Source organism: Vibrio sp. CAU 1672 (assembly GCF_029223195.1).
Taxonomy (GTDB): domain Bacteria; phylum Pseudomonadota; class Gammaproteobacteria; order Enterobacterales; family Vibrionaceae; genus Vibrio.
This window is the reverse complement of record NZ_JARHUF010000016.1, coordinates 52,049-64,985: the sequence shown is the minus strand read 5'-3', so window position 1 is coordinate 64,985 and position 12,937 is coordinate 52,049. Positions and strand designations below refer to the sequence as shown.

Annotated in this window: 12 protein-coding genes and 6 tRNA genes; 11 read left to right on the top strand and 7 right to left on the bottom strand. The window is 49.3% G+C overall.

The genetic code is table 11. From position 1 onward, the window contains the following. Positions 1-93: 93 nt before the first annotated feature. The 7 genes from ushA to hemA all read right to left on the bottom strand — a co-directional run bounded on the left by ushA (position 94) and on the right by hemA (position 7,447). The gene (gene ushA, locus P2G85_RS14730; protein WP_275864860.1) at positions 94-1,755 is read right to left on the bottom strand and encodes a bifunctional UDP-sugar hydrolase/5'-nucleotidase UshA; all 1,662 of its coding nucleotides are present in this window, start codon (positions 1,753-1,755) and stop codon (positions 94-96) included. A 327-nt stretch (positions 1,756-2,082) separates the two neighbouring features. After that, positions 2,083-2,934, bottom strand: coding sequence for a 3-deoxy-8-phosphooctulonate synthase (kdsA, locus tag P2G85_RS14725; protein WP_275864823.1), 852 nt, complete (start codon positions 2,932-2,934; stop codon positions 2,083-2,085). Positions 2,935-2,985: 51 nt separating this feature from the next. Then, positions 2,986-3,795 carry a SirB1 family protein gene (locus P2G85_RS14720; RefSeq protein WP_275864822.1) on the bottom strand — a complete coding sequence of 270 codons (810 nt, stop codon included), beginning with the start codon at positions 3,793-3,795 and terminating at the stop codon, positions 2,986-2,988. 6 nt (positions 3,796-3,801) lie between these two features. Beyond that, positions 3,802-4,185, bottom strand: coding sequence for a SirB2 family protein (locus P2G85_RS14715; protein WP_275864821.1), 384 nt, complete (start codon positions 4,183-4,185; stop codon positions 3,802-3,804). Between the two features lie 20 nt (positions 4,186-4,205). Continuing rightward, entirely contained in the window at positions 4,206-5,066 is an 861-nt protein-coding gene (gene prmC, locus P2G85_RS14710) for a peptide chain release factor N(5)-glutamine methyltransferase (RefSeq protein WP_275864820.1), read from the bottom strand. Positions 5,067-5,070: 4 nt separating this feature from the next. Beyond that, a complete protein-coding gene (gene prfA, locus P2G85_RS14705) occupies positions 5,071-6,159 on the bottom strand; it encodes a peptide chain release factor 1 (RefSeq protein WP_275864819.1) in 1,089 nt (362 codons plus the stop codon). Between the two features lie 31 nt (positions 6,160-6,190). Next, a complete protein-coding gene (gene hemA, locus P2G85_RS14700) occupies positions 6,191-7,447 on the bottom strand; it encodes a glutamyl-tRNA reductase (RefSeq protein WP_275864818.1) in 1,257 nt (418 codons plus the stop codon). A 161-nt stretch (positions 7,448-7,608) separates the two neighbouring features. Between hemA and lolB the strand changes: the two genes are divergently transcribed. The 11 genes from lolB to P2G85_RS14645 all read left to right on the top strand — a co-directional run bounded on the left by lolB (position 7,609) and on the right by P2G85_RS14645 (position 12,903). Beyond that, positions 7,609-8,220 (top strand): lipoprotein insertase outer membrane protein LolB, encoded by a 612-nt coding sequence (gene lolB / locus P2G85_RS14695; RefSeq protein WP_275864817.1) that lies wholly within the window; start codon positions 7,609-7,611, stop codon positions 8,218-8,220. Beyond that, entirely contained in the window at positions 8,202-9,089 is an 888-nt protein-coding gene (ispE, locus tag P2G85_RS14690) for a 4-(cytidine 5'-diphospho)-2-C-methyl-D-erythritol kinase (RefSeq protein ID WP_275864816.1), read from the top strand. The genes lolB and ispE overlap by 19 nt, the downstream gene beginning before the upstream one ends. Positions 9,090-9,117: 28 nt before the next feature. Further along, positions 9,118-10,065 carry a ribose-phosphate pyrophosphokinase gene (locus P2G85_RS14685; protein WP_275864815.1) on the top strand — a complete coding sequence of 316 codons (948 nt, stop codon included), beginning with the start codon at positions 9,118-9,120 and terminating at the stop codon, positions 10,063-10,065. 151 nt (positions 10,066-10,216) lie between these two features. Next, a complete protein-coding gene (pth, locus tag P2G85_RS14680; protein ID WP_275864814.1) occupies positions 10,217-10,807 on the top strand; it encodes an aminoacyl-tRNA hydrolase in 591 nt (196 codons plus the stop codon). Positions 10,808-10,817: 10 nt separating this feature from the next. Then, positions 10,818-11,909, top strand: coding sequence for a redox-regulated ATPase YchF (ychF, locus tag P2G85_RS14675; RefSeq protein WP_275864813.1), 1,092 nt, complete (start codon positions 10,818-10,820; stop codon positions 11,907-11,909). 285 nt (positions 11,910-12,194) lie between these two features. Then, positions 12,195-12,271: transfer RNA gene (locus P2G85_RS14670), tRNA-Met, on the top strand. A 37-nt stretch (positions 12,272-12,308) separates the two neighbouring features. Continuing rightward, positions 12,309-12,393 (top strand) — tRNA-Leu (locus P2G85_RS14665). Between the two features lie 31 nt (positions 12,394-12,424). Next, a tRNA-Gln gene (locus P2G85_RS14660) sits at positions 12,425-12,499 on the top strand. A 78-nt stretch (positions 12,500-12,577) separates the two neighbouring features. Further along, positions 12,578-12,654 (top strand) — tRNA-Met (locus tag P2G85_RS14655). A gap of 52 nt (positions 12,655-12,706) precedes the next feature. After that, positions 12,707-12,791: transfer RNA gene (locus tag P2G85_RS14650), tRNA-Leu, on the top strand. 27 nt (positions 12,792-12,818) lie between these two features. Further along, positions 12,819-12,903 (top strand) — tRNA-Leu (locus P2G85_RS14645). The last annotated feature ends 34 nt before the right edge of the window (positions 12,904-12,937 follow it).

Below are 12,937 nucleotides of genomic sequence, written 5' to 3'. Positions count from 1 at the left end.
AGTTTCTCCTTATCAAACAAAAAGCGCTGCGACCCATCACATGGGTGCAGCGCTTGTAGTTAATGCCAATTAAGCTTTTGAGTCAAAGGCTTTTTACTTATACACCATCTCACCGGCCGGGGCATAGGTGTTCACGTCAATCGGGCTGTGCGACTCGAGGTACTCTTTCAGCACTTCGGCGTCAACAAAACCGGTATTGACATAACCTGGATGGGTACTGATTTTCGGGTAGCCGTCACCGCCGGAAGCGTTATAGCTTGGCACGGTAAAGCGGTATGTCTGATCCAAACGCAACTGCTTATCACCAATGAATACGTTAGACACTTTGCCACCAGCCACTGTCATTGAAATACCCGCGAACTGAGCATACGCACCAGAGTCAATCGGCTTAGTCGCTACCACGTTCAGGTAATCCAACACTTCCTGACCTGACATATCAACGTAAGACACCATGTTACCGAATGGCTGAACCGTCAAAACATCTTTATAGGTAATCTCACCGGCTTCAATGGAGTCACGTACCCCACCAGAGTTCATTACCGCAAAATCGGCTTTAGCGCGCTCCATGTGTGCGGTAGCAATCAGGCGGCCCAGGTTAGTTTGCTTAAAGCGCACCACATTGCGGTCCCCTTCCAGCTTGCCGTTGGACTCAGCGATTTTCACGTTTAATTGCCCCTGCCCTTTCTCTTGGTACGGACGCAGGAACTCGAGCATCTCGTTGTCTTGCGCGATCTCTTCTTCAATCAGGACACGCTGAGACTTACCATCAACCTTAATTTTCTTCTTCAGGTTGACCGGGATCAGATCGTAACTCACCATCGAGAGCTCGCCATTGCGGAACTCGTAGTCCGCCCGGCCGACATATTTACCCCACTCATATGCCTGTACAATGAAAGTACCGTTTTGCTGATCCGGCTTACATTCATCACTTGGCTTGAAATTTTTCTTAATAACATTCGGGCCTTCCATACACACCGGCTCTTGTGAATGCCCGCCGACAATCATGTCCAGCTCACCCTCTGGCAGATAACGGGCCAGTGCCACATCGCCGGGGGCGTTAACACCACGGTTGCCGTTTTCATAGTGTCCCATATGGGTTACCGCGAAAATAAGATCCGGATTTTCTGTTTGCTTAAGCTCAGCAATCAGTTTCTTCGCTTCCTCTTTTGGATCACGGAAATCCACCTGGCCAATATACTCCGGGTTACCCAACTTGGCGGTATCTTCGGTGGTCAGGCCAATCACCGCAATCTTGATGCCCTGTTTGTTGAACATCGCGTATGGCTGAAACAGGCGCTCACCGCTGTTTTTATCATAGATATTCGCCGACAGCATTGGGAAGTTGGCCCACTCTTGCTGCTGGAACAGCACATCGAGCGGATTATCAAATTCATGGTTACCTAACGCCATCGCATCGTAACCGATTTTGCTCATCCCCTTGAAGTCAGGTTCAGCTTGTTGCAGATCAGATTCAGGCACGCCGGTGTTGATGTCACCGCCTGACAATAAAAGCACGCTACCACCTTCAGCCCTGATCTCTGCGCGCAGTTCATCAATCAAGGTCTTACGCGCCGCCATGCCATACTCACCATATTTATTCTGCCAGAAACGGCCATGGTGATCGTTGGTATGCAACACGGTCAGTTTATAAGTGGTGTCTTCATTCCATTGATGTGCGGGTTGTGTTGCACAGCCAGCTAACGTGGCCAGAATCGCAGCACTCAACGCAGTTTTGATAATCAGGCGTTGCTTCATTGTCTTACCTTTTTCTTGTTTAGGGTCCACTGCTTGCGCGGGGGAAGTAAACAGCATGCTGCTTTTCATCCACTTTGGCGCAAAACATGACATAGTTTAAATGAATAATTACAACCCTATAGATTGGTTTCATATTTATGTTAGATTGATCACCAATCAAAAATCAAAAACCTGTGACATATCAATTATTTTTACCTGGGCCCTGACTTATCCACACGCAACTGACCTACAGCATCAGCAAACAAATCACACCACAACAGGCATAAAAAATGGCCAACGAAAACGTTGACCATTAGGCATATCAGGATAAGCGCGACTCGCGGCAGGCTATTTGATATCGATGTCCTGGAAGCTCTTGATCAGATCATCCAATGCTTTCATTTGCGCCAGGAACGGCTCTAGCTTGTCCAGCGGCAGTGCAGACGGGCCATCACACATGGCTTTATCCGGGTTCGGGTGCGCTTCAATAAACAGGCCGGCAATACCGGTTGCCAGACCCGCTTTAGCCAGTTCAACCGTCTGTTCACGTCGTCCACCGGAAGCGGCACCTGATGGGTCACGCATCTGCAGAGAGTGCGTCACATCAAAGATGATCGGGCTGCCTTTCGATGCTTTCTTCATCACTCCAAAGCCGAGCATATCTACCACCAGGTTATCGTAACCATGGCAGGAACCGCGCTCGCACAAAATGATGTTTTCGTTACCACATTCAGCGAATTTCTCAACGATGTTGCCCACTTGTCCCGGGCTCATGAACTGAGGTTTTTTCACGTTAATCACAGCGCCGGTTTTCGCCATCGCTTCAACCAGATCCGTCTGACGTGCCAAAAATGCCGGTAGCTGAATAACATCAACCACATCTGCCACTGGTTGAGCCTGCGCCTCGGTGTGAACGTCAGTGATGATCTTTACGCCGAACGTATCTTTCAGCTCTTGGAAGATTTTCATCCCTTCTTCCAGGCCAGGGCCACGGTAGGAATGAACAGAACTGCGGTTTGCTTTGTCGAACGACGCCTTAAATACGTATGGAATACCCAGTTTATCAGTCACTTTTACGTAGTGCTCACAGATCTGCATTGCCAGATCACGAGACTCAAGAACGTTCATACCTGCAAATAGGGTGAATGGCTTGTCGTTAGCAACCTGAATGTCGCCGACATTAACGATTTTCTGTTCCATTTTGATTCTCTTTTATCTGCCTTCAATACGCTTTACAGCGCATTGTTCTAATTAATGAAGCGTAACGTGTTTTTCGCTCATCGCATTAACTTGTGATTTTAGTAGCTCTGATGCCGGATCGTCGGGACACTGGTCAATAAAATACTGAAAATCCGAAACCGCAACCTGATGGCAGTCCAACTGCTGAAAAATAAAACCGCGGTCACGGATCTCATACGGGTCATCAGGCACAAAAGTCAGGGCCAGCGTGGTGCAGCGTAACGCCAGGGTATAACGCTCTTCACGTAACATGGCACTTTTGATCAGCGCCAGCCAACGCCCGATCACCGTCGGATTATCTGCCTCGCTGAGGTGTTCAGCCTGCAAGGTTGCCAGCGGCCCTTCCTGGCCAATCAACCAGGCTTGCAAGATTTTTTCGCCGACAAACTCACCGTTGAAGGGGTTTAAGTACTCAGAAGTTTTGTGCGGCCAATCGACCTTAATTAAGAACTGGGTCGGAAAAGTCACGCCAATCAGGGGAAAGCCGAGTTTTCGGCCAAGATAGAGCAGAATCGCCCCTAAACTGACCGGGATCCCCTTACGTCGTTCCAACACTTTATCAACGAAACTGTTCTCGGCGGAAAAGTAAGCCTGTTCATCACCCTGGAATCCCCATTGATGGAAAAACAAACGAATGAACACCTCAAAACGTTGCTCTTCATCGACTTCATGTACCAAAACCGCCTCAGCTTCATGATACAGGCGTTGCAGTTCCTGCTTGGCCCAATGTACGTTGGTTTCCGGATTGATCGCTTTATTCAGCTCCAGTGCACCTTCCACCAGCTCCATGTGGTCAAAATCTTCATCAAAAAACTCAAACATGCTCAATTACCCGAGTAAGGATGGATTCTTAGTGAAAGCGATGTTTGCGGCCATAACCAGCCACCCCAATGCACCAAAGAAAGCAAAGAACTGCAGCAGTTTATTTTTAGCCAGTTTCAGGGCGAAGAAACCCAAAGCGATATAAGCCAACACGCAGGTGATTTTGTTGGTTAGCCAGGGGGCGGACTCGGTAAACGGGATCTGTCCGGTAACCACAATCAAACCAATTCCGGACAACAACAACGCCGTATCCACGACATGTGGCACCACTTTCAGAAAACGCAGGTTACGTTTGGGGGAGTTCATCATCAGCAGCGCAAAACGAATCGAAAGCAGCGCCGCGCTGACGGCAATAGTCAATAGGTGAATATGTTTCAGAGCTGCGTACATATCTTATCTCTTGTTATTTTTTACTGTTGCGGTTCAAAACGACCGTAAGTGACGCGATCATTGCCGCCGTAATCCTGTTCCGTTGCCACCTGCTGGTAACCAAGCTGGGTGAGAATAGCGCGAACGGCATCACCTTGATCATAGCCATGTTCAAATGCTAACCAGCCACCGTCTTCCAGATACTGGCGAGCTGATTGAGCAATGTGCCGGATGTCTGCCAGGCCTTTGTCTGCTGCAACCAGCGCCGATTTGGGCTCAAACCGGACATCTCCTTGCGACAAATGTGGATCTCGTTCATCGATATACGGTGGATTGGAAACAATCAAAGCAAACTTTGTTCCCGGAACAACCGGTTCAAACCAGCTTCCCTGGGCAAAGGTCACATTTTTAATATTTAACTGTGCTGCGTTGTATTCCGCCAGCTCTTTCGCCTCTTGTTTGAGGTCAATCCCCATCACCTGCCGGGTTGGCAGTTCAGACGCCAGTGCCAGCGCAATAGCCCCGGTTCCGGTACCAAGATCAAGTATCGGCCCGCTTTGCTGATAAGTTTTTTCCAATGCAACTTCGACCAGACGCTCAGTGTCCGGCCTTGGGATCAACGTCGAAGGCGCCACTTTTAGCGGCAAAGACCAAAATTCTCGCTCGCCAATAATATAAGCTACCGGCTCACCCGCCAGGCGTCGCTGGAGCAAAGCGTCAAATTGCGCCTGCTGTTCGGGCAGCAACTCTTTTTCTGGCCAGGTTAACAGGTAGGTACGAGGTTTACCGAGCACGTAACAAAGCAGCACAGCGGCATCAAGAGAAGGCGACTCTTTGCCGCCTTGCTCAAGTGTCATCGCCGCACGTTTGAGAACTTGCTCAATCGATTGAACCGGGCGCATTGAATTAGTTATTCTCAGCCAGAGCCGCAAGCTGATCGGCCTGGTGTTCCTGGAGCACTGGGTCAACCAGGCTCTGCAGATCACCTTCCATCACTTCATTCAGGCGGTAAACCGTCAGGTTAATACGGTGATCCGATACACGGCCTTGTGGGTAGTTATAGGTACGAATACGGTCACTGCGGTCACCAGAACCTAACAGGTTACGACGCGTATCAGACACTTCTGCTGCACGTTTGGCTTCTTCGGCCTGAATGATGCGCGCCGCCAGTACTGACATCGCTTTGGCTTTGTTCTTATGCTGTGAACGCTCGTCCTGACACTCCACCACAGTACCGGTCGGTAAGTGAGTAATACGGATTGCAGAATCCGTGGTGTTAACGTGCTGACCACCCGCGCCTGATGCACGGAAAGTATCGATTTTCAGGTCTGCCGCTTTGATTTCCGGGATTTCCGCTTCTGGGATTTCCGCCATTACCGCTACTGTACAGGCTGAAGTATGTACACGGCCCTGAGATTCCGTCGCCGGTACACGCTGCACTCGGTGGCCACCCGATTCAAACTTCAGGACACCGTACGCACCATCGCCGTTCACTTTAGCGATCATTTCTTTATAACCGCCATGTTCGGATTCGTTAGCCGACATCACTTCAATACGCCAACCTTTCTTCTCCGCGTATTTGCTGTACATACGGAACAGATCGCCGGCAAAAATACCCGCTTCATCACCGCCAGCACCTGCGCGGATCTCTAGGAAACAGTTACGGTCGTCATTAGGATCTTTTGGCAATAGCAGGATCTGCAGCTCATCGGTCAGGCGCTCAATAGTTTCTTTGGCGTCTTTGATCTCTTCCTGCGCCATTTCACGCATCTCGGCATCGTCTTCTTTTGCCATCTCTTCAGCGGCAACAAGATCTTCTTGTGCTTGTTGGTAAGCCTGGAAGCACTTGGTGACTTCTTCTAGCTGAGAGTACTCTTTTGACAGGGCACGGAATTTGTCCTGATCGCCAATTACATCAGGATCACCAAGAAGATGTTGCACTTCTTCGTAGCGTTCTACTAGCGTTTCTAGCTTAGTCAGAATAGAGGCTTTCATAGTGTCGTTTTCTTAATAAAAAAATCGTGAGTTACAAATCATCCAGGCCAAGTGTTTGGCGGATGACCGTTAATTTTGCCGGTTCGCCCTGCTCGGCAGCGCTTTGCAACGCACGAGTGGGGGCGTGAATCAGTTTGTTGGTCAGTTTATTGCTCAGTTCGCGCAGCACCTTTTCCGGTTCAGTGCCCGAGGCAAGAGACTGAAGACTTTTGCTGAGTAATTCTTCGCGAATATCATTCGCCGAGTTACGGTAATCACGGATGCTGTCCACCGCCTGCAAAGACCGCATCCAGATCATAAATGAAGCACTTTCTTCACTGACAATCGCTTCAGCCTGGATGGCCTCTATCTTGCGCTGTTCGATATTGCTGTCAATGATAGATTGCAAATCATCAACCGTGTATAAATAAGCATCACTCAGATCCCCCACTTGCGCTTCAACATCTCGCGGAACCGCAATATCAACCAGCAGGATAGGCTGATGACGGCGCTGCTTTAATGCCGTTTCAACCATCCCCTTACCGATGATCGGCAAAGGGCTTGCAGTGGAACTGATCACAATATCAGCACGATGCAGTTGCAGCGGAATTTCGTTCAGGCTGAGCACTTCGGCACCAAACTGTTCCGCGACGCCTAGCGCCCGCTCTTTAGTCCGGTTGGCGACAATCATTTTATTGCAACCATTTGAAGCCAGGTGCTTGGCCACCAGTTCGATGGTTTCGCCGGCACCAACCAGCAGAACAACCGAGTCAGATAATGATTCGAAAATATGTTTGGCCAGCGTACACGCGGCATAAGCAACAGACACCGCGTTACCACCGATATCGGTTTCGGTGCGTACCCGTTTAGCCACGGAAAACGTCTTCTGGAACAACTTGTCCATTGAGGCATCAACAGTATGATGGTCTCGTGAGTCAGAATAGGCTTGCTTTACCTGGCCTAAGATTTGTGGCTCTCCCAGAACCAGCGAGTCCAAACCACAAGATACACGCATCAGATGCTTGATTGCCGCCTGCTCTTCATAAACATAGAGGCTTGGCATCAACTCATCTTTACCAACCTGGTGAAACTGAGATAACCAATCGATCAGTTCATTGCGCGAACCTTGCTTAACATTACAGTACAGCTCGGTACGGTTGCAGGTCGAAATGATCACACTACCGTTGACCGCTTCGTGTGCTCTCAATTGCGCCAGTGCCAAATCGAGCTTATCCGGCCCGAACGCCACTTTCTCTCGCAAGTCAACAGACGCTGTATTGTGATTGATTCCAATAGCTAGCAAGGACATCTAACGTGGTATCTCTGAGATCGGTTACAAAATAGGTTCAGAATTTTACTGTAACCACGCGGTTATTGAAAGGGTAAGCCGGATTTGTTTTCCTAACCCGGCCGGTTCAATGCTATAGTTGTGAGCGTTTACTGATAAACGTGATTAATAAACCATCAACCATGACGTTACGATCCCTTTTTGTCTTTTTACTGTCGAGTATGGTGTTAGTCGGCTGTAGCTCCATGCCTGAGAGCATGACCAGCGTCGAGTGGCAGGCACACCAGCACAAACTCGAAGCCATCGACTCCTTTCAAGCTTCCGGAAAATTAGGCTATATCAGCCCTGAGCAGCGGCAGAACCTGAACTTTTTCTGGAAACACTCACCGACGTTCAGTCAGCTGCGCCTGACCACCTTTTTAGGTCAGACCGCACTCAAACTGACCATTACCCCACAAGGGTCGACGGTCGAAACCTACGATGATCAAGTGTTATCGGCGACCGATACCAACCAGCTAATCTACCGCCTCAGCGGCTTGATGATGCCAGTCGATCACATGCCAGACTGGCTGCTGGGTTTACCCACTGATGCCGACGGCTTCCAGCTTTCTGCGAGCAACACACTGCTGCAGCTGGACAAACAAATCGGCAATCACGACTGGAAAATTGCCTATCAACGCTACAGTGACATCGACTGGCAACAACAACACCTGCCCTTACCCAACAAGCTGCAGCTGACGAGCTCTGAGATCAAAATCAACCTGGTGATCACCAAATGGAACCTCACACAATGATTGAAACGTCAACCCGCTGGCCATCACCTGCGAAGTTAAACCTCTTTCTTTATATTAATGGCCGCACGGCAAACGGCTACCATGAGTTACAAACCTTATTCCAGTTTCTTGATCATGGCGATGAACTCACCATCCGGGCCAATCGCAGCGGTAACATCACAATTACCCCAGACATTGCCGGAGTGCCATTGCGTGATAACCTGATTTGGAAAGCAGCGACGGCCTTGCAGCAGTACGCCAACTGTTCCTTTGGCGCAGATATCAACCTGCGCAAAGTACTGCCAATGGGGGGCGGTATCGGCGGCGGTTCTTCCAATGCGGCAACCACCTTAGTTGCTCTGAACTATCTTTGGTCGCTGAACCTGAGCGATGATGAACTGGCCGAGATTGGCTTAGCACTCGGTGCCGATGTGCCGGTATTTGTACGCGGATTCGCCGCTTTTGCCGAAGGCGTCGGAGAAAAGCTCACCCCGGCAGAACCCGCAGAGAAATGGTACTTAGTGGTGCGCCCGGACGTGTCTATCGCCACGGCTGACATTTTTGGCCATCCGGATCTGACCAGAAATACACCTAAACGCGATTTGACCACGCTTTTGCACACGCCAAGCGTAAACGATTGCGAAAAAATTGTTCGAATGCTCTACCCAGAGGTTGATAAGCAACTTTCTTGGCTGCTACAATACGCGCCGTCAAGATTGACGGGGACAGGATCTTGCATTTTTGCCGAATTTTCGAGCAAATCCGCAGCGGAATCTATCCTTGCACAACTCTCTGATAATGTCTCGGCATTTGTCGCTCAAGGGCGCAATATTTCGCCACTGAAAGAGACATTGGCTGAATACCAATCAGCCCCACACCGACCTATTTAAAACTGGACGCAACCCTGAGGTTTCCACCGTGCCTGATATGAAGCTATTTGCTGGTAACGCTACACCTGAACTAGCCCAACGTATTGCTGATCGTTTATACATTTCTCTTGGTGATGCATCTGTTTCTCGCTTTTCCGACGGCGAAGTTGCAGTACAAATCAATGAAAATGTTCGTGGTAGCGATGTATTCATCATTCAATCTACTTGTGCACCGACTAACGACAACCTGATGGAACTGGTTGTTATGATTGATGCAATGCGCCGTGCTTCAGCAGGCCGTATCACCGCTGTTATCCCATACTTCGGTTATGCTCGCCAAGACCGTCGTGTACGTTCTGCCCGTGTGCCAATCACGGCAAAAGTTGTCGCTGATTTCCTTTCTAACGTTGGTGTTGACCGCGTTCTGACTATTGACCTGCACGCAGAGCAAATCCAAGGTTTCTTCGATGTGCCGGTAGACAACATCTTCGGTACGCCGGTACTGCTTGAAGACATGCAAGCTCGTGGCCTGGACAACCCTGTCGTAGTATCACCTGATCTGGGTGGTGTTGTCCGTGCTCGTGCAACGGCAAAAGCGCTGGGTGACATTGATATCGCCATCGTAGACAAGCGCCGTCCGCGCGCCAACGTTTCTGAAGTCATGAACCTGATTGGTGACGTAGAAGGCCGTGACTGTGTGATTGTCGACGACATGATCGATACCGGCGGTACACTATGTAAAGCGGCTGAAGCGCTGAAAGAGCGTGGCGCTAAGCGTGTATTCGCTTACGCAACACATGCTGTCTTCTCTGGCAACGCAGCACAAAACATTAAGAGCTCGGTTCTTGACCAAGTGATTGTTACTGACTCTATCTCCCTCTCAAAAGAGATGGCAGCTACCGGCAAAGTAACTACACTCAGCCTGTCTCGTATGCTGGCAGAAGCCATTCGTCGCATCAGCAACGAAGAATCTATCTCAGCAATGTTCAATCAATAAGAACCTTTGCGCCATTAATAGAGAAAAACACCCCTGCCCGGGGTGTTTTTTTATTTCAAAAGTCACTGCGCAAAGTGAGACAACCTCGCCCAGTGCGAGTTTTCTGTGCTATCATACTGCGCTTTTTTGAGATTCCAGAGAGATCCTTACCTTGAGTCAACCAATCAAACTTCTTGTTGGTCTTGCCAATCCTGGGCCGGAATACGCCAAAACTCGCCACAATGCGGGTGCTTGGGTGGTAGAAGAACTAGCACGCGTTCACAATGTTACGTTAAAGAATGAACAAAAGTTCTTCGGCCTGACCGGGCGCATTATGGTTAACGGGCAGGATCTCCGTTTGCTAATCCCGACTACTTTTATGAACCTTTCCGGTAAATCTATCGCGGCGTTAGCCAAGTTTTATCAAATCAAACCGGAAGAGATCATGGTCGCTCACGACGAGCTAGACTTACCGCCAGGTGTCGCTAAGTTTAAGAAAGGTGGTGGGCACGGTGGCCATAATGGTCTGCGTGACACGATTAGCAAATTGGGCAATAACAAAGATTTTTATCGTCTTCGTATCGGCATCGGCCATCCGGGACACAAAGATAAAGTAGCCGGTTTTGTACTCGGTAAAGCTCCGGCAAAGGAGCAGGAACTCCTGGACGCCGCCGCCGATGAATCGGTCCGTTGTCTGGACATCCTGATTAAGGATGGTTTATCCAAAGCACAAAATCGTCTACACACGTTCAAAGCTGAATAAGGTTACTATCATGGGTTTTAAATGTGGCATCGTTGGTCTACCTAACGTTGGTAAATCAACTCTGTTCAACGCACTAACTAAAGCGGGTATCGAAGCAGCCAACTTCCCGTTCTGTACTATTGAACCAAACACTGGTGTGGTTCCTGTGCCAGATCTACGCCTGGACGCACTGGCGGAGATTGTTAACCCACAGAGAGTTCTACCTACCACCATGGAATTCGTTGACATTGCAGGTCTGGTTGCAGGTGCTTCTCGTGGTGAAGGCCTGGGCAACAAGTTCCTGGCTAACATCCGCGAAACCGACGCGATCGGCCACGTGGTACGTTGTTTTGAAAACGACAACATCGTGCACGTTGCTGGTAAAGTTTCGCCGATCGAAGATATTGAAGTGATCAACCTTGAGCTGGCCATGGCTGACCTGGACTCTTGTGAGCGCGCGATCCAGCGTAACGCCAAGAAAGCCAAGGGCGGCGACAAAGACGCCAAGTTTGAGCTGGTCGTACTGGAGAAACTACTGCCGGTATTAACCGAAGGTGGCATGGCGCGCAGTGTTGAACTGTCTAAAGAAGAGCTGGCAGCCATCGGTTACCTCAACTTCCTGACGCTGAAACCAACCATGTACATCGCTAACGTCAACGAAGATGGCTTTGAAGACAACGCTTATCTGGACGCGGTACGTGAGTACGCAGCGAAAGAAAACAACGTCGTGGTGCCGGTATGTGCGGCTATCGAATCAGAAATGGCTGAACTGGAAGATGACGAGCGCGAAGAATTCCTGGCAGACCTGGGGATTGAAGAACCGGGCCTGAACCGTGTGATCCGTGCCGGTTACGAGCTGCTCAACCTGCACACTTACTTCACCGCTGGCGTTAAAGAAGTGCGTGCCTGGACGATCCCTGTCGGTGCTACCGCACCAAACGCTGCAGGTAAGATCCACACTGATTTTGAAAAAGGTTTCATCCGTGCAGAAGTCGTGGGTTACGATGACTTCATCCAATACAAGGGTGAAAGTGGCGCCAAAGAAGCAGGTAAATGGCGTCTGGAAGGTAAAGAGTACATCGTAAAAGATGGTGACGTGGTACACTTCCGCTTCAATGTCTAATTAAGTGAATGAATTTTAGACACTTCATTTCCATAAAAAGCCAGCCTGTGTGCTGGCTTTTTTTATACCTTGCATAACAAACAGGAAATTAAGTTCGGTAGCACAAGCCAATTTATTTCCAGTTTTAGATCATAAACGCGCCTCTTTGCTTAAAAAGAAAGCGAACGATGTTTTTTCCGGGATTTATTAAAAAAAACTGTTGACGGATCTCACTCAACTTCGCATAATGCGCGCCGTTCCCAACGACAAGACAACAAAGAGTTGAGAGCAATAAAACATGGTTTTGGCTACGTAGCTCAGCTGGTTAGAGCACATCACTCATAATGATGGGGTCACAGGTTCGAATCCCGTCGTAGCCACCATTCCTAAACACTCTCAAGAGAGTAGTTAGGAATAGATGCGGAAGTGGCGGAATTGGTAGACGCACCAGATTTAGGTTCTGGCGCCGCAAGGTGTGAGAGTTCAAGTCTCTCCTTCCGCACCATGTTTAAGGTAACTTTCGGGTTATCGCCTGCAGGTCTATCGCCAAGCGGTAAGGCAGCGGCTTTTGATGCCGCCATTCCCTGGTTCGAATCCAGGTAGACCTGCCATTTATTTATAGTGTCATTTCTTTATAAAAGGGTTGTCACTAAGAGCGTGAAGGTTTATATTGTCTCGCTCCAAAAGATGGCTACGTAGCTCAGCTGGTTAGAGCACATCACTCATAATGATGGGGTCACAGGTTCGAATCCCGTCGTAGCCACCATAATTAAACCGTTAGTTTTTACCAATTGACTAATGGTTAGTAGATTCAAGATGCGGAAGTGGCGGAATTGGTAGACGCACCAGATTTAGGTTCTGGCGCCGCAAGGTGTGAGAGTTCAAGTCTCTCCTTCCGCACCATCTTGATACAATCTACATACAATTTATGCGGAAGTGGCGGAATTGGTAGACGCACCAGATTTAGGTTCTGGCGCCGCAAGGTGTGAGAGTTCAAGTCTCTCCTTCCGCACCATATTTAGATAACATTACGTTGTCGCCTGTAGGGC